Genomic DNA, 23,414 nt, shown 5'->3' with positions numbered 1-23,414 from the left:
CTATCCTAAGCTTTAACTATCGATCAATATTACGTAATTGGAAAAAGGCCACAACTTCACCAATTCCCATAAAAATCAAAATCCCGCCAAATAATTGGAACAGTACTAACACACTGCTGAATGGATTAAACGTCAATACTAAACCTGCAATGATCAAAATTGCACTATAAATTAACATCGGTAACCAATTCACATTGACATAGTTTCGTAGATTGACCGCCTGCATCCCACGGCTAACACCAACAATAACGATGGCTAAACCTAAGAAAATCGGTAAAATACTGACGATGCCTTTCGCAAAAACTAGTACGATCCCTGCAATGACTAACAGCACGATTCCGCCAAGGAAGCTCATCCCGTAAGTACCTGTTGCTTTTTTTACTTTAAACCCGTCATACAAATTAAGAATTCCCATAATAGCAATGTACGCAGAAATAAAGTAAACTGCCGCTTGAAAAACACTTCTTGGATTAACTACGATCAATAGGCCAAAAAGAATGTAGACGATTCCTCTTAAAAGAGCATATTTTCTTAATTGTTCCATAACATTATTCATTCTGATCCCTCCATTGTTTCATTTACTTATGTTCCTCTTAATTGTATAGAATTTCTCTAAATAAGACGAGTGATAAGGTCTCGATCAGCAAATATTTTATAACAAAAAAGAGGTCTGGGACAAAACTCTGCGAGTCAAATCCCGGACACCTGAAATCTAGATAACGGCGAGGGCAGAAGTAATCCCTTCGGAATCAAATACTTCTGTCCCAACCTCATTTTCAATTTTATATACTAGTCATCCAATTCTTTTTCTAAGACATCGCCCGTTTGAGCGTTGATTTTCACAGACATTTCCTGATTCCCCGATTGAACTTTGACTTCCCAATAGGTTGTTGATAATTCTCTTTCTAACGACCATTCGATTGCTTGACCTTCACCAAAACTGTCAACAGCGATTTTTGAGATATCATCCATTGATTTCAAGTTGTTTAAATCTAGCGCTTCATTCGCTTTTTCCACACCATTTTGATCTTCACGATCTAATGTTTCCTCACGCTCTTTTTTCAGTTCGCCAGTTTCAGCATTGATTTTCACTTCATATTCTTTAGAATCATCTACTCCTTTTATTTCATAATAATAGGTGCCAAAAGACGGATCTAAATCTAACGAGGTGATCGCTGTGTTTGGATATGCTTCCTGGTATGCTTTAACAGCTTCTTCCAATGACACTTTCACCTGAACTTGATTTTTAGTTGTATTTGTTGTCTTGTTAGATGATGCGGTAGTTTTTGTATTACTTGATTCACTGGTACTTGAATCGAATGTGATCGTTTGGCTGACCTCTGTACTCGCTTTACTTTGACCATTTGTTTCCAATGACTTATTATTGCTGGTACATCCTGCCAAAAGAACACCTAAACCGACTGTTGCTACAATAACCTTTTTATTCATACTATTATTCCTCCTGAGTTGTTGTTGTTTTTCTTTATACAAGTATCATAACAGGCTGTTGTGTCTAAAAAAATAAACCAACGTGAAAGCTAAATGAAGAAATCTTCATTTTTAAGTTTCAGGTAAAAAAGTAACCGTAAAACGGGTGCCCTTAGGCTGCACATCTGAAATAGTGATCTTCCCGTGGTAATGTTCTACCAGCCCTTTAACGATCGCAAGTCCAATTCCTGTTCCTGCAATTTCACTAGACCGTGACTGATCTACACGATAAAAACGTTCGAACACCTTGTCCTTATCTTCATCTGGAATTCCGATACCAGAATCTTCAACGATCAATTGAATTTGACTTGCTGCAGTTACTAACTGAATATGGATTTGGCCTTCTTTTTCTGTATACTTCATCGCATTTTCTACTAAATTACGAGTAATTTGATAAAAATGTTCTTTTTGTCCAACGATCATGATCCCGGGTTCGATTTGAACAGTCAACTCTTGCGTCATCATCATACGGAGTTCATCGATCGTCTGTTTGATCAATTGAGATAAATCGAGAGTATCTCCCTCCCCAGTATTTTCCAAACGTCCTAATGTCAACAGCTGATTCACTAAAATCTCCATCCGTTTAGACTCTTTATCGATATATTCTAAAGAAGTTGGAATCACTTCAGGATGCTTTTCCCCACGACGCTTGATCAAATTTACATGTCCGCGAATCGCAGCTAACGGTGTTCTTAATTCATGAGAAGCATCCGTCACAAACTGTTGCTCACGCTTCAAGGATGATCGCTGTCTGTCCAGTAATTGATTGAAAGATTTCGAGATGTTCTGAACTTCTTGCGGCGTTTTAGGCACAGTCAAATTTTTTTCATCCATGGAACCCTCCAACTGTGTGATCTCTTCATTCATCACAACTAATGAACCGCTAAGTTTTTTAGAAAAGCGATAGGTAACAAATGAACCTACGGCAATCACGATGACCGTGAGTAATATCGTCAACGAAAAAATCCTGCCGATCACTTCGAATTGATCTTCCATTTCGACTAGCATCGTCACCTTACCTGTTTGGTCTTCAAAACTGTTATAATAAAAAGGCTCCATGTCGTCGGTCCATAAAATCCGATCTAAAAAGAACAATTGTTTTAAACGAGAAAATTCCCCGTAAATTTCTTGTGCATCCTCTGAAGAATAGATTACTTCGCCAGAATTTAACCCTACGCGAATCAAATAAGAAGATTTATCCTGTGATCGATAGCTTGTCAGTACGTCAGTCCATTCTTTTTCATCTTCTGCTCCACTGCGTTTGAGAGAATCCTCTAATAAAACTGCTTGTTTTTCTACAGAGTCGTACAGCTCAGCGATAGTGATCCCCATGATCAATACGCTTAAAATTAAAACTGTCGAAACCAATAAACCAATAAATCGAGCAGTCAACTGAAATTGGGTCGTATTTTTTTTCTCTTGAAATAAAGCGCTACTCTTTTTCATGATTTCTTCCTCAAGACATAGCCCACACCACGAACAGTCTGAATCAATCGCTGGTCTACTTCGTAATCCATTTTATTCCTAAGAGAACGGATATAAACATCCACGACATTCGTTTGCCCAAAATAATCATAGCCCCAAACTGCATTAAGCAATTCATCTCTGGTCAAAACTTCTTCCGGGCGCTTGATCAATTCTGCTAAGAGCTCAAATTCTTTTTGTGTCAGTTGGATACTTTCTCCGAAACGTTCAACCACTCGTTTTGTTAAATCCAACGTCAAATCATTATAACTATAAATCAACGACTGAACTTGTGCTTGCGCTGTTCGACGGATAATCACACGAATCCGCGCTAGTAATTCTTCTATTTCAAACGGTTTCGTTATGTAATCATCTGTCCCAGCATCGAGACCCACAACTTTATCCGTCAATTGATCTCGTGCGGTCATCATAATAATAGGAACTTGACTGTTCCTTCTGATTCTTCTAGCAACTGTGATTCCATCATATTTCGGCAGCATCCAGTCCAGTAAAAGCATCGTGATTCGCTCTTGGTTTTCTTCATATAAGGTCAATGCTTGTTCACCATCTGCAGCATACAGCACTTCATAACCTTCAAAACGAAGCTCTTCCGAAATAAAATTCGCCAAGCTTGCCTCATCTTCAACTAATAAAATGACTACATCATTCATTTTTCCACCGCCTTTTTTATAGAGTACCTAGTATTTTAGGCAAGGTCAATCAAATCATGATGAAAAAATCTTCATTTTAGCAGTTGAACTATATGAAAGAGGATGAAGCATAACGTATTATGTTATGTTTCATCCCTACTTATCACTTTCATTTGTATTTCTTTTCTCTGTAAAGCTTTTTAGACTTACTAAACCGCATACTAGCTTAGACAAAAGACCCGAAAGGCATTCGCTACTATTTTAAAATTTCAATCCACTAGCTCTAAACAGAGCTAGACGCAATCCGGATATGCTTCTTTCCCTTCTTCAAAGTATTTCAATCCACTAGCTCTAAACAGAGCTAGACTTTAGGAGGGCACAGCACATGGAAAAGATAATTAAAATTTCAATCCACTAGCTCTAAACAGAGCTAGACTGATAAAAAATACTTGGCAATTCTGAAAGGTCTATTTCAATCCACTAGCTCTAAACAGAGCTAGACTCATAGGTCAGAGTAAAATAGTAATCACCTTTAAAATTTCAATCCACTAGCTCTAAACAGAGCTAGACAGCTTTCTAAATACAATCAGCCGAAATTTATGAACATTTCAATCCACTAGCTCTAAACAGAGCTAGACCTCCGTCAGCGTTCCCGTTAACAATGACTTTTGAATTTCAATCCACTAGCTCTAAACAGAGCTAGACTTTGAGCGAAAGCTTAGGCTACCTCAAGAGTATTAATTTCAATCCACTAGCTCTAAACAGAGCTAGACTACGCCGCAAGGCTTAATTTATAAAATTTAATATAATTTCAATCCACTAGCTCTAAACAGAGCTAGACATCAAGCTTCCTCAACTGTTCCGCAGACGAGAGACATTTCAATCCACTAGCTCTAAACAGAGCTAGACATATGCCGAATTTTAATAAATGGCAAGAATGGTTAATTTCAATCCACTAGCTCTAAACAGAGCTAGACTTCCTCAACTGGAACCTCAAACATCATGGATGCAATTTCAATCCACTAGCTCTAAACAGAGCTAGACAATTCCTTGATCGATGTCAGTCTGTACAAGTTTTTATTTCAATCCACTAGCTCTAAACAGAGCTAGACGCTTGATCCTATTGCTACACTGCCATTAGTTCCGATTTCAATCCACTAGCTCTAAACAGAGCTAGACCCACCAAACACGAGTTACGGCGATGATGAAACAATTTCAATCCACTAGCTCTAAACAGAGCTAGACAGTAAGCAACTCCTGTAAATAAATTTGCCTAAAAATTTCAATCCACTAGCTCTAAACAGAGCTAGACCTAATCTATTTACTGCAGAAAGAAGGGTGTGTATGATTTCAATCCACTAGCTCTAAACAGAGCTAGACGATAGTTCGCTGACAAGACTTTTCAAGAATGCTATATTTCAATCCACTAGCTCTAAACAGAGCTAGACTTTAAAAAAATTCTTTTTTGGGAGTTTTTTGAAAGATTTCAATCCACTAGCTCTAAACAGAGCTAGACTTTGAAATCATAAAACGCTTTGTCAAAAAACTGATTTCAATCCACTAGCTCTAAACAGAGCTAGACGTTGATCACGAGGCTTAATCGCTTTGGATCAGCTTGATTTCAATCCACTAGCTCTAAACAGAGCTAGACTCAAATAAGCAACGCCTTCAATTTATCAGTACATATTTCAATCCACTAGCTCTAAACAGAGCTAGACCTAAAGATAATATTGACGGTTTGTTTTATTGGGTATTTCAATCCACTAGCTCTAAACAGAGCTAGACAGAAAATAAAATCAGTAAGAATATTTTACGTGAAATTTCAATCCACTAGCTCTAAACAGAGCTAGACAAATCATTGGATCCACCTGTACGATTTGCATTGATATTTCAATCCACTAGCTCTAAACAGAGCTAGACAATTCAGAATCTCCTCGTAACTTCTTATATACAGTAATTTCAATCCACTAGCTCTAAACAGAGCTAGACCCACCGCATGACTTGCATTGCTCGATGTCGTAGGATTTCAATCCACTAGCTCTAAACAGAGCTAGACTGTTTCGGCGTGCGCAACCACTGGATCCAACGAATTTCAATCCACTAGCTCTAAACAGAGCTAGACATCATTTTTCGCTGTAGATCCTCGACTGCAGGAACATTTCAATCCACTAGCTCTAAACAGAGCTAGACGAGTACTTGCAACAACCAACGGTGTTTTTACTCCTATTTCAATCCACTAGCTCTAAACAGAGCTAGACTGTGAATTTAGTTAAAATAAGTAGGATTTTATCAACTAATTCACTAAAAAAGGTATCTAATCCAAACTAACATTAAATTTAAATTAGAAAACTTCTCTTTTCTACACTTAAACAACCTGAATCTTGGTGCGAATCTCTTAGTATTTTTATGTGCACTTAGGGTTCGCACCGAAATTCTGTATTAAAAAATCAGCGGTGCTTCTACATCAAAACTTTCTTTTGCACCAACATGCTCTATCTTGGTCTGATAATTATTCCCTAAACGATAAATCCGTAAACTATCTACTTCCTCATCAATCAGATCAATCAATTCCTTTTTCAACCTAGTCAACTCTGTCGCATCAACGACACATTCAAAAACAGAGTTTTGTACACGTTGTCCATAATCTTGGCATTTTTTCGCTACTTTACGCAACCGTTTAGGACCATTTTTTGAACTTGTAGCTACATCATAAGTGATCAATACTAACATTCTTTTCACCTACTTCCATAAAAATGGCGGGTAACCATCTAAATCATCACGTAAGAATCGGCTAAGCAAAAGTGCTTGGGCATACGGAACCAACCCCCAGTTAATTTTTTCACCTAAAAATGGATGCTGAATTTGTTCTGTTTTTTTCGCTTGCCATTGTTGGAAAAATGTTCTTCGACCATCATCAGTTAGGAGAACAGCACCACTTTCCTTTTTCACAAAATCTTTAGCCGTGACCATCTTTTTATTAATCAACGTCAATACAAATCGATCTGCATAAATTCCTCGTAATTCTTCCATTAAATCAAGCGCTAATGAGATTCTTCCTGGTCGATCTTGATGTAAAAAACCAACATATGGATCCAGCCCCACCGTTTCAAGTGCTGCTGCACATTCCTGCGCTAACAAAGTATAGGCTAAAGATAATAAGGCATTGACATTGTCTAACGGTGGTCTGCGGTTCCGTCCATAAAAACCAAAATCTGCCTTTTGCTGTAAAATCATCTGGTCAAATAAAAGAAAATAGCGATTAGCAGCTTGCCCTTCGATTCCTCTTAGCGTTTCTAAATCTCCTACTTGACGAACATCCTCAATATAGTTTTTCAATTCTCCAGAAATTTGTTTAAAACGCTCAATATCAACACGCATTGGATTATCTCTTGTCATTCGTTCCAATATCCAACGTTGATTGTACAGCTTACCAATAATAAAATGACGAGCTATCGCTACACTCTCCGACTCCTCATCAGAAATTCGATACTGTTTTTTTCGCAACGTCACATTTCCTGTGGTGCCGCCTGTGACACGACTACCAAATTTGCCTGTACTAGTTAAAAATGTGATTCCGATATTTTTCTCAGCACATTTTCTCATTAACGCTGGACTAGTACCTAAATACCCAGAAGTGACAATGGCTTCTATATTATGAAGCGGCACCCGTTTTTTCTGCTCCTCGATCTTTACAACGATATTTTCACCATCTAAAGCCATATATGCATCTGGAGAGGTTATAAATAACGTATTCAGCAGCTTTTTCATTCACTTAACCTCCGATCTAAATAGCTTTTAACGGTCTGAACATTCATTAATTTAGGCAAACAAATATTTTGAAGTGAACATTTTTTACAAAAGTTTCCTGTTTTGACCTTAGGCGTGTATCGTTTAGCCCAATATTGATGCATTTCGGCAACTTTTATTTTTAATTCTTCGCGTAAGGTAGCCGTGATTTCCACTTCTTCTCGCCGTTTTGTTTCATGGTAATATAAATAACCTTTCGGTACATCGCAGACAAGCATTTCTTCAAGACAGACAGCTTGTGCGGTTAGTTGTAATATATCGCTGAGTTCTTGTTTGGGCTTTCCATGTTTATATTCCACCGGGACAGGTAAAAAAGTTCCTGTTTCTCCAGTTAAAGCAACACCATTTTCATCTTGAATAAATTCAACGACATCACAGATTCCAGATAGTCCATACGTAGGTGAATGGATAGGCAACCCGCGAACGATCAAGCGATCCTTTCGCTTTTCCCGAATCATAGGCTGATCTGCTTTTTCATGAAGATACTGCCCTTCAAGTGTCAGCACATTTTCCTGCCATTGCTGTTCAATGTGGATCAATGCCCATTGACGACGACAAAAAAGAAAGTGTTGGATGCCTGAGATCATTAGGTAATCTTGTTCATCGTACATGCTATAGACCTTCAATAACGGTTAATTCGATCCCATCTAATTCATCTATTTGCTTAATGTAATTATCATATGAACTAGCAACTTTTACTTCATCATTTCTTTTAATACTAACAGAACGATGAACCTTAGCAGAAGAATGTTTCCCCATCTTGTTTGGGTGTTCCCACCAATAAATTTGTTCTACTACCATCGTTCCTTCTGGACGTGCAGAAGAAGAATCATTTTCAAAAAGCGTTCGTAAAGCTTCTTTGATTTTTTCTGCGTCCTCTTCAGTAAAACCTGTTTTTTCTGCTAGTTGTACATTGATACTACCGTTAAAGACATAAATACCAAAGTCTACAAAATGTTTCATTCCCATCGTATCTGAACCTTTTTTGTCTTCTGGTTCTGAATTAACACTCTTAGTAATTTGCATGGATGTAATATCAATTGGATCAATGCTTGTTGCTAATTGAATTGAAACTGGTCCTCTAACGCCAACTGACACTCCTGCATCTTTGCCTTTACCTTTAAATGCAAAAACTTGACCAAAACTGCGTGTATCAATCCATGTCTCACAGGCTTTTTGACTATATAATTCTCTATCAGGATTTTTTTTATTTTCTGCAATCTTTTTCAAATCTTCATTAGCACTAGCACGTTCCTTCAAACTTCTCAAGCCGTCATCTGCCCGATCATCCGATTGAACAAAAATCTTTTCTCCCATATCTTGCAGCCTATTTCTAATTTTACGCTTGATAGCAACATCTGAAATTTCACCGTATCCATCAAAGTTTTGACGTGGACGATTTCCATTTAACGGATCACCATTTGGATTGGCATTTTTTACGGAAACAACTACTTTAAAATCAATTTTTTTAGATAATACTGACATTACGAACTCCTCCATTTACTGTTTATTTTCTGCATCCATTTTCACTAAAGCTGCTTTTTGATTAGAATAACCTTCTAAATATCTTCCATCTAAAGCAATATCATTAAATTCTCCTTCAAGGAAAAGCGGCATAATCTCTTGGTCAATAATATCGATGTACTTTCTACCTTGATCGAACATTCTTGCTTCATAAGGCAGCAAACTTTCTCGGATTATTTTCCACGTAAATTTAGGCTTAATACTAAATTTTTGCATATATTTTTTTGCATTGGTAGGTCGATTTTCTCTTAACTGTTTTAATTTTCTTGATTCTAAGTGATCTGCAATTGCTAGTAATCGACCAAATAGATAGCTTCTGTCATTCTCTTCTTGATTTAATTCCAATTGAATTTCCTCCTTGAATTTCTCTTTCTGCTCGGTTGGTATTCCATCATAGCGATGACGAATTATTACAGCACAGGCAATACTTAATACTTTTTCCCATTCATAATCCTCTTTGATTGCTTCTGGATTAGAAGCTCGTTGATATAGTTGTCGAACAATATTGAGCGGGATTTTTTTTCCTTCCAACACACATGGATATAATTCACTTAACGTACTCTTAATTAGCACATCATTTGCCTTTTCTCCACACGCAGCTCTTGCAATATCTCTTAAAGAAGGACTTCCAATCCATTCATTCTCTTTCTCAACACCATATTTATGATGCCAAATACAAGATGTCTGCCATTCCATTAACTGTTCAAAATAACGTTTTGTTTCAATTTCTTGATAATATAAAATAGCCATACGTCCTGTCGTCGCTGCATCTAAAATTAAAACAAGAATGTATTTGTTCATTCCCAAATCTGCTGTTAAACCATTCATAACATTTGATACCAGCTTAGCAAAACGTTGATTTGTAAGATCACGAGAAACTAATTTTTCAGCCTGATGATCACGGGCAAAAATACTATACGTAGATTCTTCTGGTGACGGAACATCACTTTCTTTATGCCCCCATGTTAAAAAAATACGTCCATCAATCATTCGTCCTTGTTTTTTTATCAACCATTTCAGTGCATTATGCCCTTTAGTTGATACCTCATAGCTTACCGATACAACTTGTGAAATATCTGAAAATCTTCCTAAAAAAGCAAATGGTTGTGTCTGGTTTCCCGACAGTAGCTTCGCGCTTCCCATAACTGAGCTATGCTTATCATATAGTTCAGTCGTTTCTCCAGTAACATAATCCAAACCTACTTCTGTTACTTCTGGCTCATAAAACGCAATGTACTTTTCAAAGATCTGTTTATCTTCCCAAATAGGAACCAAACCATCTAATACATTGAAACGAATAAAAGCTTTTAGAGGAACTTTTTTCTCCTCTATCACTGCGCTTTGAATCAAATCAGAAATCACAATTCCTTTTTCAACATATTTTAAGATACTGGCTATTCTGGGACTCGTATATTCAGAAGAACACCATGATTTTAATTGTTGGATATAATTAGAATAATCATTATTTTCACCTTTATATGTTCCACCAAATTTTTTATAATCTCCTGCTACGTACTGTAATTTATCATGTAGAGCATGAGGAACAGGTTTATTGGTTCGATTCGCAGAATCTAACGTAACAGGAATAACCGTTGCTTGATCATTTTTATCTACTGCTTCGGCTCGAACAAATTCTCCCTCAGGTGAAACGGAAATTTCAAATTGAGCATTTTGATACGTATGAGCCTCAGGCAAAAACAACACTTTTTTCCCTGCTATTGACTGCTCAACTTCTCCCATTTTTTCTTTATTCTGTTCATAGGTTTGATATAATTTATACAACCAAGTCACAAGTTCACTCCTCCTTTGTCAACTGTGTAAAAAGCGATTCAACTGACTCAATATTCGTTGAAGCAAATGGCTTCATTTGCATCTCACCTAATGAACGAGTAAACAAGCAATTTTCTGGTCGCTCGAATGTAATGATTCCTTGCTTCATTTTAGGCTGACACAATCGAACAAGTAATTCTTCATTTCCAGTTTCATCAGGATAAGAAAAACCATGAACCATCGTTCCAAAGTGTAGTTCACCTTGATTGTCGTAATGTCCACTTTCTTTCCCAAATTCTACAGGCTCTACGTACCCTTGACATTCTCTTGTCCCTAAAAATATATCTCTACGTCCACCAGCTTTAATGGAACGTTTCAAAATTTGGTAATGCTTGTCCTCGTTGTAGTCACTCTTCAAATCTGGTCGTTGTTTATTGAATTCAAAGTGAACCTTGACTTCATAACAAGGTTTCTTCAAATACGTATAATACGCTAAATCGCTACTGCTCATATCATTGTATTTTAAAGGTAAAATCCCTTTTGACTCCATTTGAATTGGATTCATTACACGAACTTCGTCAATGTAATAAATAAGCGTGGGCTTCCAGTAAATCGATTCTGTAATCCCTTTTAGCGCTTGATAAGTTGGGATTTGATACGTCATTTTTTCAGCGCCCATTTTTGTCGTGGGATCTGTAAAGAGTGCATAATCTCCATATACCTTAAACGCAATTTGATTTTTCATCTTATCTCCTCCTTTTAAAATAATAATGCGTCGCTTGGTGCAAGTGACATAAAGTCAATGCCAAAATTATCATCATATGAATTGTCTGTTACTGCATAGATTTCTCCATTTAATAAAGGAGAAATCGTGCCATTTTTTTGTAGCAGGTCCAATTCATAATCAAATAAATTAACGGTGTATTGTTGTGCCATTTTGAGTATTGGATAAACTTCTTCTGGTTTTAATTGTCCATTCAAATCACCAATTATTTCTTCACCTTTTTTGTAAGGAACTAAGACAGAGGTTGTTGGGCTATGAATAACATTAAAATATTTAGCGACTGTTTCTGGACTACAAGAACAAATTAATGGAGGATTGTTTTCATTCTGTATATATATTTCTTGTGCATCTTGATTCTTTCCCAATAAATCCCACAAGTGTAAATTTGTTCCTTGTTTCGAGTTTTTCTGATCAGACTCACCGGCAGGGTATTTTAAAACATTTTCAAAAGCGGTATAGTATCTTACAAAATAATCGCGTTGGACCTCATTAGACAACAAACTTTTTTCAGCTGTTTTTGAGTTAGACTTAACGTTCTTTAGCAGCATTAACGAAATTTCTTTGCCCTTTTCTATTTCCTTTAAACGATCTAACTTTTCTAATTCAGGAGATACATTGAGTAAATAGACCGTACCAAGTTCTTGTTCACCATGTCGGTTACAACGACCTGCAGCTTGAGCGATTGAATCAAGACCAGCTACTGAGCGAATAACTGACTGAAAGCTTATATCAACACCCGCTTCAATTAACTGTGTTGTTAAACATAAAATCCTTTTTCCTTCATCCAAATACTGCCTAATTTTTTTCAGTGTATCCTTTCTATGCTGCGGGCACATAGCTGTACTAAGATGAAACAATTCAACTCCATTAAGCCCTTGTTCCTCAATGTACTGATACAATTTCAACACGGCTGATTTTGTATTCAAAATTACAAGCAGATTCTCTTTTTCTCTTAGTACTTTTTGACAAAACACCCCTAACTCTTCTAAGGAATATGGTTTATTACTGTTCACATCCACCAATTCTACTCTTCGAAAAGCTGCTTCAACTTCATTAAGATTTGAAATCATCTCTCCATCTGACTCTTTTTCTAACGCCCTTTTTACATAATCTAATGAAGGTTGCGTTGCTGTACATAAAACACTTGTTGTTCCCCCATATTTTTTTAGAAAATTCAATACTTCATTAAACATATATGTGCATTTTGTTGGTACACCTTGTGCCTCATCAAAAATAATTACAGCATTTGCCAAGTTATGAAATCGTCTTGGCTTTCTTGTTCCTCTACTATAAATCGTTTCTAAAAACTGAACCATCGTTGTAAAAATCACAGTAGAATCCCAATTGTCTCGCATTAATGCTTGCTTGTATTCTATTTCTTCTCGTTCTTTTTCCGTCATTTCCGTTTCAACCATTGCTTCTTCTGAATCAGTAAAAACATTGGAATGATGTTCCAATACATTTACGTTATCTCTTAAAACTTTACGAACTTCTGACGAATTTTGTTCAATGATGGTTGTAAATGGAACGACATAAATAATCCGATCCTTTTTATACTTCCTTGCATGATTTAAGGCGAAACGAAGAGACGCTAACGTTTTCCCTCCACCAGTTGGTATAGATAAGCTATAAATTCCTGTTGCTTTTTTTGAAAATTCTTTACATTGATTTGACATTTCTTGTCTTAACTGATTAATTTTAGTTGTAGCATTTTGAAACGTAGCTATTTTTTCTTCTAAACGCTCGATGTATTGTTCAAATAACTGCAGATGGTCTTTTCTTTCATAAGATTTTTCTTCTTCAAAAAGCATCGTATTTGTTCGGTCTGCATCTAGCAAGCAACTGTAAACAAACTTTACAATAAAAAACGTTTCGTGTGGCGTGACTTGTGCTAAACTATCTTTCATATAAAACTTCTGTAATTCTTTTTCCGCATCCACTAATAATTTCTGAAACTTCGTTTCTGAACAGCAATCTTCGAAAAAATTATCTTTCAGTATTTCATACTCTTTAAGATTTTTGTCAGCAACCCGTTCAAGATACACCGAACGAAGTGCTCCTTCGGCAGATAAATAATCTTTTAAACCTTTGCTACTATGATGAGAGATAATTGCATTTCCAACAATTTCAGCTAATAAAAATTGAAAACCATTATTGTTTGGCTGATGGCAATATTCATATAATAGTTGGCCCCCCGCAGTTGAATGATCCACACTACCACGAACCACACTCTTAGGATCAATCACTGCTTGCTTGAGGTATTCTTGGAACTCATCTGAATATTTACCTAAGTCGTGGAGTAAGCCAGCTAAATAGCATATTTTCTCTAGCTGTAGCTTTTTGCCCCATTGACTGCTTAATTCAGCACTTTGTTTTAGATGATCTTTTAGCAATTGATTTTCTCCATCTTTTTTTCTCACATGAGCGATGAACATAGACTTACTCCTTATTTAATAATCACAATTATCTTAATTATATCACTCGCCAAAACTTAAAGTAAGGTATAATTTCCAAAATAAATGCAAAAGAAGCAAGAAAAGAGAAACTTGCTTCTTTGACTATGCTATTTGCTTTTTAGTGAAAAATTTGAAATGATCACCTTTAAGATTGCTCTACCTATCAAGGATTACTTGAACAGGCAAATGGTTCGGTGGAAAATATGACGAAACAACAAGCACTGAAATTTTCAGAAAATCAATAAATCATCTAAGTAAAACAACTTCTCATTAAACTGAGCATCGTTACTCTAATGAGAAGTTGTTTCCTTATTCAGATGTATTCTTGATTTCAGCTTCATGTAGTTGATAAAGTGCTGCTTGCCGGCTCTTCAATAGCTCTTTTGCTTCTCTCACTGTAAGAGCATTTGGGTCTGTTTCAGAACTTACCTCAACCAAACTATCGTTGTCGACCATTTCTCCTGAAAGTATTGATCCATCTTTTAATGCAACAATTTTATCAGTATCTTCACTGTCAAAAAATAATTCTTCGATTCCTTCTTCATTGGGATACCCAAAGCGCTGATACAGTTCCTCATCGCTCATTTCATACATTGATACGGTTAGAAGTCCTGATGCCTTTTTATATTCTGCTCGGGGTTTGATTTTTTCCTGTTCTGTAGATTCTGCTTGCTGTTTGACGTCCTCTTTCGGAACTTCTTGTTTACTAGCTGAATTTAGATATATAGTCGCACCAATACAGCCGATCAACACTAAAGTAATTAGCACTATTTTACCCTTTTTCAATTTTTGCTCTCCTTTTCAATACATCTTCCTCTCTCCTGATTATAAATCTAGATGTCTTCTATGACAACCTAACTTATCTTTTCAAACTTTTTTCACCGCTTCATAGTAACCTAGCTTATAAAAATCATACCATTGCTCGATCTCTGCTTCTGGCATTGCTTGAAGTGCATACAAGACCTCTCGAGCAAATTCTAAATGACCTGTTCCGTTTGCTGTGATGATATTTTTATCTCTTACCGCTTGAACTTCAAGATAATGATTTTCACCTGTATACATTTGCCCAGCATATGCTTTTAAATCCGGCAATTGATTACTTGTATGCTTCACTTTATTTAATATTCCTAATGTTCCAGCATAAACCGTAGCATCACAAATAGCAGCGATGATCGTTTCTTTTTGCTCTGCTTTTTTCACTAGACTAGCTACTTCCTCCGCTGCACTCGTTCGCCAAGATTTACCACCGATTAAAATGAGTGCTTCAAAATTAATTTTCTCCGCTTCAGCAAGCGTGTAATCTGGCATAGTGGTAAAACCACCCATCGAACGGACTGGCCGTTTTGCAGTAGAAACCGTTTTGACCGTAAAGTTTTCTAATTGGTTGAGAGCCGCTGCTAAAGATGCTGCTTCCCAATCTGCATATTCCTCTAGTAGTACGAATAAAATCTCTTTCATGTTCTATTCCTCCTTTACAAACTAAATTTATCCTACCCTAAAAGAATGACAGCTGTTTGTCAGCATTTATAAAAACATTCATCCGATAAAACATATCCTGAGAAATTGTTCATTCAAAATCTAAATACATTTGCTTATAAAAAAGTTATACTTTTAGCTAATAGAAAAAGGAGCGAGCAAATGAATACAGAAATTCAACAATTTTTAGCCTATAAAAAAAATTATCATAACTTATCTGAGCGTACGATCAAAGCTTATCAATCCGATTTAACAGCTTTACAGGAGTTTTGTTCCCATTATCAACTTCCTCTAACGCAAGGAATCCTGCAACACATGGAAAACTTAAATCAAACAAATGCGTTAAAGCCCACCAGCCTAAAACGAAAAATGATTACGTACCGGATGTTTTACAAATTTCTTGTTACAAAAAAGAAAATTGAACCTGATAGCGAATTTGAGCATTATCGTGCAAACTATATTATTCCAAAAAAAATGCCCAGAACCTTGAAAATCAGAGATATCAATCAATTGCTGAATTATATGTATCAACGCCTTTCACATCCTATGACAAGTCTTTATCAAAAAAGAAATTGTATTCGAGATATCGCCTTACTAGAATTATTGATTTCTACAGGAATTCGGATCAGCGAAGCCAGTTTGATCAATTTATCGGACTATGATCAACTTGAAAATTCTCTATTGATTTATGGAAAAAATCGGAAAGAACGAATGATTTACCTTTCCAGTCCCGAGACTCGTCAAGCACTATTGACGTATTTAGCGATTAGAGAACAGTTTTCTCCTAATGATCAAAGCTTTTTTCTGAATAAATATGGAAAGCGTTTATCGATCTATGGCATTGAGAATATCTTTGCGAAATATCTTCAGTTAGCTAATATCGAAACAAAAGCGACACCGCATTATTTGCGACATACATTTGCGACGGAATTGTTGAATAATGGTGCAAATATTCGAGAGGTTCAAGAGCTTTTGGGGCATTCTAGTATTGTAACGACACAAATTTATACAGAAGTATCGATTGAGAGGAAAAAACACGTGTTGAACAGCTTTAATTATCGAAATGAAATGAAGGTGAAAACCTCCAAATAACTATAAATTATTTGGAGGAAATATAATGCGAAATCAGGATATTCCTTTTTTTGATACTTTAAAATGTACTTATTTTTCTGTTATTCAATTAGTTGAAAAAAATGAGCAAAATATTTATATTGTTGGTGATAATCGAAGTGGTAAAACTACAATTTTAAATAAGCTAAACAGTTATTTTCAGGCAAAAGATAAATATTCTTCGTTGTTACTGATCGGAAAAAATAACCAGCGAGATTATGATTGTTTTTATACTGCATTAAAAAATATTGGGAGTAAAAGAAATTTAGGATCGGAATTAATAAAAAATATTGAAATAGAAAAATTTAAATTACCAGCTCAGTTAGCCTCTTTTTTGATGAAAATACATAAAAACAGAATAAATTACAACGTATTTCACTTAAATGATATCGAAAAAGAAATTATTTATAGAATAAAGCTACTAAAGAAGAAATCACAACTTTTAATTTTCATTGATAATTTCGATTTACTAGATGATAGTTCTAAAAAAATTTTACATTTTATTTCTTCAAAAAAAGCTAAGTTAGCATTCAAATTTTTAGAAGATATAACGATTATCGCTACGACTAAATCAATATATAATTTACAGATAGATAGTGTAGATTCTAAAGAAGTTATAATTAATGCTAAACTGAATAGAAGTGATTATTTTGAAACGTTTAAATTTATAGAGGAATCTATTATCTATGAACTTTATAAAATTACAAATGGAAGGATTGGTTTAACACAAGATATATTAAATGAAGTCAATAAAGACGAATTATCAGAAATTTTAAAAGAGGATATGTTAAATTATACAGACACAATATTTAAAACTTTGCGCAAACGTTTAAATAATGTTATTGAAGATCAGATTGAAATTGAGGACGTATTAAAAAGAGCTTCTGTTATAGGCGACACATTTTCATATCTGTACTTAATTGAAATTTGTAAACAAGAGGAATTTCAATTAAAAAGAACACTTAAAAAAGCTGAAAAAGAGGCTTTTATTAGTAATTTAGAGCACAAAGGGTATTTTACATCTGAATATATTTTCCGCTTTTTTTCTTCAATAGTAGATGAATACCAAACAGAATATAACTATGAGATGGCAAATGCGCTTAAAAAATTAAAATCAAGAGATTACTTTAGTAGGTACCACCATTTAAAATTAGCTAAAAAAAGAGAAGATAGTGTAGAAGCTCTAATTGTCTATATGCTTACAAATTATATTCACTACGATCTTAAACCGAATCCTAAGCTGGAAAAGGATATTTGTGACAGTCTCTATTACAAAGAAGTGTATCTCCCTTTAATTGAAGCATTGAACTTGTATAAGTTGAATGAACCTAAGGAAAAAGTTTTTTCAAGATGTAAAGAAAATGTTCTAATAGACTCTTCTTTATTAATGGTGGAGCATACTTATGTCTTTTGTTATCTTTTATATAAACTGGGAGACCAAGAGGACTTTCATAAATGCGATTCTCTTATAACTAATATTTTACAAAGTGGTTTAGAAATAGATGCTGATCAATGGTTTAGGTTGTCCATATTATTATTACTATTATATATTAATCGCTTGGATATGTTTGATAGAGCAAAAGAATTGTATACAAAGATTACTATTTATTTTGTTAAAAATAGTAAAGATCGTTCGGTTAGATATTACCAATATTACTTAAAATTACTCTCACCTGCTCTAGATACTCTAGAATTATCTAAAATAGAATTAATAAAAGCCTTAGAGTATTTTAAACAACAATTTCCACGGTATAGAAATGAATATATTAGAGGACTAACAAATTTATCTGGAGTCTACCTCTATAGTTCAGAATATAAAGAAGGCTTTTTAAAAAGTAGTGAAGCTCTGGAATTGATAGAAGACTCATCTTTTGAGTTTGAAAAAAAAGAAAGAATCATAAGTAATTTTTTATTATGTGGCTTATATAGTGACCAATTATATATAAATGAAGTATTAAAAGAGTACGAAATAATTGTGCCTGCAGCCAATAGAAGTAGTAATGCACTATTTAAAAATAATTACATTGTATTGAAAGCACTCTCAGGGGATGTTTCAAATTCATTTGTTGAATTGTTAGATTTGTATAGAGAAGAGAAGAGAGATGAATACTATTCATTTTTGTTAGGATCAAATGTAGTTGTTTTAGCAATAGTCAATAACAATATTGAGTTAGCAACTGAGATTTTTGAAAATATAAATGGAATTGTGCCAGCAATTTCTAATTATGAAAAGTACGAAATAGAACAAAGATATGCTGGCATAAATCAACTTTTATTATCAGATAGGCAGGTGAGTTTAGATCAAGTAGAAGAATTTTTTAAAGAGCAACTATCTAAAAATATTAGCAGATATTGGAAAAAAAGTTTGCTAGTTACTGATTTTCAATATTGGAGTTAGTTAGAAAATAGTTTTTTATTTCATACCAGAGTAAAAAGTATCATCAACAAGAGATCGACCAATAATGAAGGCAAATAGTTCATTGTATGTGTAACCTAGATTTTGAAATATAAATGCGAAAGAACTATGACCAATAATATAAGGATGAGTAGAGATATCAATCACATATAAGTTTCCAGCTAAGTCTCTTCTAAAATCTACCCGGGAATAGGAGCTAAATCCTAAGCAAGAAACGATTTTTTCAGATGTTTTCATAATTTGCTGTGTACTCTCATTGTTGTCAAGAATGGCAAAATCATAACTTTCATTAAAAGCAATTTCATAATCAATAATTCCATGAATTGAAGAAACAGATTCATCCAAAGTAATTTTGGCTGCGCCAAGTGCTATTGGAGAATCTGCTACTACCACGGGGACTTCAATTTCTTCGCCATCTATAAACTGTTGTATAATGACATCTTGCGAAAATTCATTACATAAATCTGTAATATATTTTAATTGAGTATCAGTATTTTTGAAAATGAAAATACCATTAGTTCTTACTCCTCGAGATGCAGATTCAAACATTGGTTTTACAATAACTTTCAATCCAATAGGCGGTTTTCGGTTTAATAACCAACCTTTGGAAGAAAAAATCCAAGTTTTAGCTATTGGAATACCAAGGTTTTCTAAAATTTGACTATAATGAAATTTATGTCTTCCTAAACATGTAGCATATGCAGAAGAACCTGTAAAAACTAATTCACGAAATTGACAAAACGAGGGGATTAAGGATTTTTTGTTCAATCCTCTCCCATTTCGTGCAAGATTAAATACAATATTTTTATCGCTACTTTTTATGTCATTGTCTAAAATAAAGCGTATAAATTCTTCTTCATTAAAAAAAGTGCGAATAGAAAAACCGTTATGTTTAATGGCATTAAACAAGTTATTATATTCTACTTTTGTGAAATATTCTGTAATGATAGAATCCTGCGTATTCTCATAATCTATTTTATTTGTTTCACCTGCTACGTTTGCAATAAATAATATTTTATATTGCTCAGCTATTGATTTTGCGTAAGTAATCGTTTTTTCTATTTTTTCATCCATAAAAAAACCTCCAAATAATTTATAGTTATTTGGCTATTATTATACGCTAAAAACCGACACAATGATACATATATTTATTATTAACGCACATATAAATAAATTAAAGTTAACTATAAAAATTATCTCCATAATTAAAAAAAAGAACTGCAATCGTCTCAATTACAATCCCTTCTCCTTCTAAAAATTATCTCTTCTCACAAAATAATATTATCCTTCAACATCTCCAAATCCGTGATCAAAATCTTCCGATCCTGTATCTTGATCGCTCCTAATTCTCTTAACTGCTGCATCATGCGATTCACACTGCTAGCGGATGTAATTCCACAAAAATGAGCGATTTCTTCATTTGTAACCACAAAATCGATCAACAAGCCTTCAGCTGTTTCCACACCAAACGTATCATACAACTCATAAATCTGTGTACAGACTGCACCAAATTTTCCATTCATCAGCATCTGCTGCATTTTTTTCATCGAATACATCAGACGTACACGATAATAATCTTTCACATACATCTGCAGGTCTTTACTTTTATTGATATCCTTCCAAAACTGTACCCGATCGATTTGGTACAACTCCGCCTGCTCTGATTCTACACGTATATTGAACGGCGCATCGATAAACTGTGAATATTCATCTCGTAACAGCGAAACGATTTCCAAGCTATTAATGTACCTTAAATTGAACTCACGGCCGTCCGGTGAGATGACACTGGTTTTGATAATACCGCTTTTCAGCACGTAAGCATAGCGATCTTGCAATCCTTCGTATGTGAGGTAATTTTTACGTTTTTTCACAACGATTCGAAATGCGTGATCATCTAAATATTCTTGTAACACATGACTGTCCATGAGTGTTGCGCTCCCTATCCATTTTATTGTCATTCTTATTTAAAAGGATATCACATCAAAAAACAATAACAAATGTTAATGACTTTTGTTGTATTTTTTTGTATTTAACCTTTTTAAACTACAAACCCGCATTTTTTTCTTTTATTTTTTTTGTATAGTATCACCTACAAAGGAATTTCAGAAAATCAATTGTAATTTCATTTTTATTTATTGAAGAAAGAAGGAATAACGAAAAATGTCGGAACAGGTAAAAGAAAAATTATTCAACAAAGGATTTATTAGTATCACCTTGATCAACTTTATCGTCTATTTAGTCTACTACTTATTGATGGTGATCATTGCAGTTATCGCACAAGATACTTTGCATGCTACATTGGGGCAAGCAGGCCTCGCATCCGGGATTTATATTATTGGAACGTTGATTGCCCGACTATTTATGGGGAAAACTTTAGAATTGATCGGTAGAAAAGCAATATTACGCTACGGCGCTTTATTTTATCTTCTAACGACCATCGCTTACTTATATATTCCAAATATAGGAATCCTTTATCTGGTTCGCCTGCTTAACGGTTTTGGCTATGGCGCTGTTTCTACAGCGACGAACGCGATCGTTACGGCTTATATTCCTAAATCCAGACATGGAGAAGGCATCAATTATTACGGTTTAAGCACAAGTTTAGCCGCTGCTATCGGACCATTTATCGGGATGGTTTTGCTAAATACGATGAACTTCTATTTCATCATTCTATTTTCAATCGTTCTGATTTTACTGACTACGATCGCCTGTTTTATTTTCCCAGTAAAAAATATTCAGTTGACGCCAGAGCATCGAGCTAGCTTGTCACGTTGGAACTTAGATAGTTTTATTGAAAAAAAGGTACTGTTTATTTCATCTATTGCTTTTCTGATGGGCTTATCCTACTCCAGTGTCCTTTCTTTTCTTTCCTCTTATGCAAAAGCGATCGATCTTGTGAGTGCCAGTTCTTTCTTTTTCGTTGTCTACGCCTTAGTGATTACTGCCACCCGCCCCTTATCCGGACGAATCTTTGATGCTCGTGGAGAAAATGCTGTAATGTATCCTAGCTTTATTTTCTTAACAGCAGGTCTACTCTTTTTGAGTATTACTACCAGCAGCTGGATACTTTTTGTTGCTGGAGGATTGATCGGTCTGGGTTACGGGACATTCATGTCAAATGGTCAAGCAATTTGTTTAAAAGCCAGCCCAAATAGCCATCGAATCGGCATTGCTTTATCAACTTATTTTATTGGCTTGGATCTGGGATTGGGTGTTGGTCCTTATATTTTGGGAGAATTGCGAAGCTTTTTAACATTTCAGGAAATGTATTTTGTAGCAGCGATGATTCCAGTTGCCTGTACGATCCTTTACGCACTTTTTTATCGCTCAAAAGCAGTTGATTACACGATGAACCCGATTGAAAAACTAGAAGAACACTAATATTTTGGAGGAATGATCATGAGTACTGACGAACGCATGCTTGAGGTTTTAGAACAAACGCTAATAAAAATCAATGAGTTAAACACTCGATTGAGTCACATTGAACACGATTTAACATCTATGGACAATTATCAAACGAACATGAGCTATTATGCAAAAGAAATCGAATTAGCAGCAGAAAACAATAACATCATGGGATAAAAAATAGGTTGTAGCATCGCTCAAAGAGTGATATTACAACCTATTTTCTTCTAAAATGCCGGTGTCAATGTCTCACTATATTTAGTTTCTAACAGCTCTTTGACTTCGTCACTTGTCATTGCCTTTTTCAGCGCTTTGATTTTATCTGATTCTTGATTATCTGTACGTGCAACTAAACTGATTGCAAAACGCTCATCGACTTTTTCCTCTAACAAAATCGCATCTTTTGGTGTTAAACCGACCTTAGCAATATATGTTGGGTAATTATAAACCATGGCGATATCTTTTTCATTATAGGCTTCTGCTAAATTCAATAAATCAACTGAAACCCATTCAAACTTTTTAGGATTTTCTACAACATCTTTGATCGTTCCATTGAACCCAACACCGTCTTTCAATTCGATCAAACCAGCATCATCCAAAATTGCTAATGCGCGACCTTCGTTGGACACATCACTTGGTAAAGCAACTTTAGCTCCTTCCGGCAAATCAGCAACATCTTGATATTCTTTAGAGTAAAAACCAACTTTCGCATTATAGATTTTTTGAACAACGACTAGATTTCCGTCTTTTTCTTCATTAAATTTTTGCATAAATGGTTCATGCTGGGCAAAATTGGCATCGATTTCTTTCGCATTCAATAGCTCATTATATTGAATATTGTCATTTATTTGCACCAATTCTACCTTATAACCATCTTCAATATTTTTCCCTGCTAATTCAACCACTTCAACAGTAGAAGGGATGTGTGATGCTACTTTGATGACTTTATCTTCTTTTTTTGCTGTATCCGCTTTTTCCTTCTGTCCACTACATCCAACCATTGCTATTCCTGCAACAACTAACAAACTGAACCATAACTTTTTCTTCATGATTTTCTCCTAACA

The 23,414-nt window shown here is 34.9% G+C and carries 20 protein-coding genes and 1 CRISPR repeat array; of the genes, 4 read left to right on the top strand and 16 right to left on the bottom strand.

Features of this window, described 5'->3' with window-relative positions; translation table 11 throughout:
* Positions 1-16 precede the first annotated feature (16 nt).
* The 13 genes from IGI58_RS10775 to IGI58_RS10715 all read right to left on the bottom strand — a co-directional run bounded on the left by IGI58_RS10775 (position 17) and on the right by IGI58_RS10715 (position 15,401).
* Complete coding sequence (locus IGI58_RS10775) at positions 17-556, bottom strand: HdeD family acid-resistance protein (RefSeq protein WP_087642121.1); 540 nt, start codon at positions 554-556, stop codon at positions 17-19.
* Positions 557-789: 233 nt separating this feature from the next.
* Positions 790-1,449, bottom strand: coding sequence for a PepSY domain-containing protein (locus tag IGI58_RS10770; protein ID WP_429953404.1), 660 nt, complete (start codon positions 1,447-1,449; stop codon positions 790-792).
* A gap of 111 nt (positions 1,450-1,560) precedes the next feature.
* Positions 1,561-2,934: a sensor histidine kinase gene (locus IGI58_RS10765; RefSeq protein WP_429953405.1), complete on the bottom strand. Its 1,374-nt coding sequence runs from the start codon at positions 2,932-2,934 to the stop codon at positions 1,561-1,563.
* Entirely contained in the window at positions 2,931-3,623 is a 693-nt protein-coding gene (locus tag IGI58_RS10760) for a response regulator transcription factor (protein WP_429953406.1), read from the bottom strand. Before IGI58_RS10760 ends, IGI58_RS10765 begins: the two co-directional genes overlap by 4 nt.
* Positions 3,624-3,868: 245 nt before the next feature.
* Positions 3,869-5,860: direct repeats of the CRISPR family, unit length 33 nt; unit sequence ATTTCAATCCACTAGCTCTAAACAGAGCTAGAC.
* A 181-nt stretch (positions 5,861-6,041) separates the two neighbouring features.
* On the bottom strand, positions 6,042-6,332 hold the full coding sequence (gene cas2, locus IGI58_RS10755; RefSeq protein ID WP_429953407.1) for a CRISPR-associated endonuclease Cas2: 291 nt from the start codon (positions 6,330-6,332) through the stop codon (positions 6,042-6,044).
* Between the two features lie 9 nt (positions 6,333-6,341).
* On the bottom strand, positions 6,342-7,370 hold the full coding sequence (gene cas1c, locus IGI58_RS10750) for a type I-C CRISPR-associated endonuclease Cas1c (RefSeq protein WP_429953408.1): 1,029 nt from the start codon (positions 7,368-7,370) through the stop codon (positions 6,342-6,344).
* Entirely contained in the window at positions 7,367-8,020 is a 654-nt protein-coding gene (gene cas4, locus IGI58_RS10745; RefSeq protein ID WP_429953409.1) for a CRISPR-associated protein Cas4, read from the bottom strand. The genes cas1c and cas4 overlap by 4 nt, the downstream gene beginning before the upstream one ends.
* 1 nt (position 8,021) lies before the next feature.
* Positions 8,022-8,894: a type I-C CRISPR-associated protein Cas7/Csd2 gene (gene cas7c / locus IGI58_RS10740; RefSeq protein WP_429953410.1), complete on the bottom strand. Its 873-nt coding sequence runs from the start codon at positions 8,892-8,894 to the stop codon at positions 8,022-8,024.
* A 15-nt stretch (positions 8,895-8,909) separates the two neighbouring features.
* Positions 8,910-10,724, bottom strand: a complete 1,815-nt coding sequence (cas8c, locus tag IGI58_RS10735; protein ID WP_429953411.1) for a type I-C CRISPR-associated protein Cas8c/Csd1 — start codon at positions 10,722-10,724, stop codon at positions 8,910-8,912.
* Between the two features lie 4 nt (positions 10,725-10,728).
* Entirely contained in the window at positions 10,729-11,448 is a 720-nt protein-coding gene (gene cas5c, locus IGI58_RS10730; RefSeq protein WP_429953413.1) for a type I-C CRISPR-associated protein Cas5c, read from the bottom strand.
* A gap of 14 nt (positions 11,449-11,462) precedes the next feature.
* The gene (cas3, locus tag IGI58_RS10725) at positions 11,463-13,880 is read right to left on the bottom strand and encodes a CRISPR-associated helicase Cas3' (protein WP_429953414.1); all 2,418 of its coding nucleotides are present in this window, start codon (positions 13,878-13,880) and stop codon (positions 11,463-11,465) included.
* A gap of 372 nt (positions 13,881-14,252) precedes the next feature.
* Positions 14,253-14,729, bottom strand: coding sequence for a hypothetical protein (locus tag IGI58_RS10720; RefSeq protein ID WP_429953416.1), 477 nt, complete (start codon positions 14,727-14,729; stop codon positions 14,253-14,255).
* Between the two features lie 81 nt (positions 14,730-14,810).
* Entirely contained in the window at positions 14,811-15,401 is a 591-nt protein-coding gene (locus tag IGI58_RS10715) for a type 1 glutamine amidotransferase family protein (protein ID WP_429953417.1), read from the bottom strand.
* 180 nt (positions 15,402-15,581) lie between these two features.
* Between IGI58_RS10715 and IGI58_RS10710 the strand changes: the two genes are divergently transcribed.
* Positions 15,582-16,511, top strand: coding sequence for a tyrosine-type recombinase/integrase (locus tag IGI58_RS10710; protein WP_429953419.1), 930 nt, complete (start codon positions 15,582-15,584; stop codon positions 16,509-16,511).
* Between the two features lie 25 nt (positions 16,512-16,536).
* Entirely contained in the window at positions 16,537-18,927 is a 2,391-nt protein-coding gene (locus tag IGI58_RS10705) for a hypothetical protein (protein ID WP_429953421.1), read from the top strand.
* A 15-nt stretch (positions 18,928-18,942) separates the two neighbouring features.
* Here IGI58_RS10705 and IGI58_RS10700 read toward each other — a convergent pair whose 3' ends face one another.
* On the bottom strand, positions 18,943-20,019 hold the full coding sequence (locus IGI58_RS10700) for an ATP-grasp domain-containing protein (protein WP_429953420.1): 1,077 nt from the start codon (positions 20,017-20,019) through the stop codon (positions 18,943-18,945).
* A 194-nt stretch (positions 20,020-20,213) separates the two neighbouring features.
* Positions 20,214-20,870, bottom strand: a complete 657-nt coding sequence (locus tag IGI58_RS10695; RefSeq protein WP_429953422.1) for a Crp/Fnr family transcriptional regulator — start codon at positions 20,868-20,870, stop codon at positions 20,214-20,216.
* 235 nt (positions 20,871-21,105) lie between these two features.
* On the opposite strand from IGI58_RS10695, the gene IGI58_RS10690 reads away from it, so the two are divergent.
* Both IGI58_RS10690 and IGI58_RS10685 read left to right on the top strand, forming a co-directional pair.
* Positions 21,106-22,326, top strand: coding sequence for an MFS transporter (locus IGI58_RS10690; RefSeq protein WP_429953423.1), 1,221 nt, complete (start codon positions 21,106-21,108; stop codon positions 22,324-22,326).
* Positions 22,327-22,344: 18 nt separating this feature from the next.
* Positions 22,345-22,527 carry a hypothetical protein gene (locus tag IGI58_RS10685; protein WP_087640818.1) on the top strand — a complete coding sequence of 61 codons (183 nt, stop codon included), beginning with the start codon at positions 22,345-22,347 and terminating at the stop codon, positions 22,525-22,527.
* Positions 22,528-22,577: 50 nt separating this feature from the next.
* On the opposite strand, the gene IGI58_RS10680 is transcribed toward IGI58_RS10685, so the two are convergent.
* Positions 22,578-23,399 (bottom strand): MetQ/NlpA family ABC transporter substrate-binding protein, encoded by an 822-nt coding sequence (locus tag IGI58_RS10680; protein ID WP_429953424.1) that lies wholly within the window; start codon positions 23,397-23,399, stop codon positions 22,578-22,580.
* Positions 23,400-23,414 lie beyond the last annotated feature (15 nt).

The organism is Enterococcus sp. AZ020, from assembly GCF_050499205.1.
GTDB lineage: Bacteria > Bacillota > Bacilli > Lactobacillales > Enterococcaceae > Enterococcus_L > Enterococcus_L dunnyi.
This window is presented reverse-complemented; position numbering and strand designations above follow the sequence as displayed.

Bases quoted from the DNA above. Each gene is read 5' to 3' on its own strand.
- cas4 (WP_429953409.1), bottom strand. From the start codon at position 8,020: ATGTACGATGAACAAGATTACCTAATGATCTCAGGCATCCAACACTTT.
- IGI58_RS10765 (WP_429953405.1), bottom strand. From the start codon at position 2,934: ATGAAAAAGAGTAGCGCTTTATTTCAAGAGAAAAAAAATACGACCCAA.
- IGI58_RS10700 (WP_429953420.1), bottom strand. From the start codon at position 20,019: ATGGATGAAAAAATAGAAAAAACGATTACTTACGCAAAATCAATAGCT.
- cas5c (WP_429953413.1), bottom strand. From the start codon at position 11,448: ATGAAAAATCAAATTGCGTTTAAGGTATATGGAGATTATGCACTCTTT.
- IGI58_RS10770 (WP_429953404.1), bottom strand. From the start codon at position 1,449: ATGAATAAAAAGGTTATTGTAGCAACAGTCGGTTTAGGTGTTCTTTTG.
- IGI58_RS10685 (WP_087640818.1), top strand. From the start codon at position 22,345: ATGAGTACTGACGAACGCATGCTTGAGGTTTTAGAACAAACGCTAATA.
- IGI58_RS10680 (WP_429953424.1), bottom strand. From the start codon at position 23,399: ATGAAGAAAAAGTTATGGTTCAGTTTGTTAGTTGTTGCAGGAATAGCA.
- IGI58_RS10695 (WP_429953422.1), bottom strand. From the start codon at position 20,870: ATGGACAGTCATGTGTTACAAGAATATTTAGATGATCACGCATTTCGA.
- IGI58_RS10705 (WP_429953421.1), top strand. From the start codon at position 16,537: ATGCGAAATCAGGATATTCCTTTTTTTGATACTTTAAAATGTACTTAT.
- IGI58_RS10775 (WP_087642121.1), bottom strand. From the start codon at position 556: ATGAATAATGTTATGGAACAATTAAGAAAATATGCTCTTTTAAGAGGA.
- cas1c (WP_429953408.1), bottom strand. From the start codon at position 7,370: ATGAAAAAGCTGCTGAATACGTTATTTATAACCTCTCCAGATGCATAT.
- cas7c (WP_429953410.1), bottom strand. From the start codon at position 8,894: ATGTCAGTATTATCTAAAAAAATTGATTTTAAAGTAGTTGTTTCCGTA.
- IGI58_RS10760 (WP_429953406.1), bottom strand. From the start codon at position 3,623: ATGAATGATGTAGTCATTTTATTAGTTGAAGATGAGGCAAGCTTGGCG.
- IGI58_RS10715 (WP_429953417.1), bottom strand. From the start codon at position 15,401: ATGAAAGAGATTTTATTCGTACTACTAGAGGAATATGCAGATTGGGAA.
- IGI58_RS10710 (WP_429953419.1), top strand. From the start codon at position 15,582: ATGAATACAGAAATTCAACAATTTTTAGCCTATAAAAAAAATTATCAT.
- IGI58_RS10690 (WP_429953423.1), top strand. From the start codon at position 21,106: ATGTCGGAACAGGTAAAAGAAAAATTATTCAACAAAGGATTTATTAGT.
- cas2 (WP_429953407.1), bottom strand. From the start codon at position 6,332: ATGTTAGTATTGATCACTTATGATGTAGCTACAAGTTCAAAAAATGGT.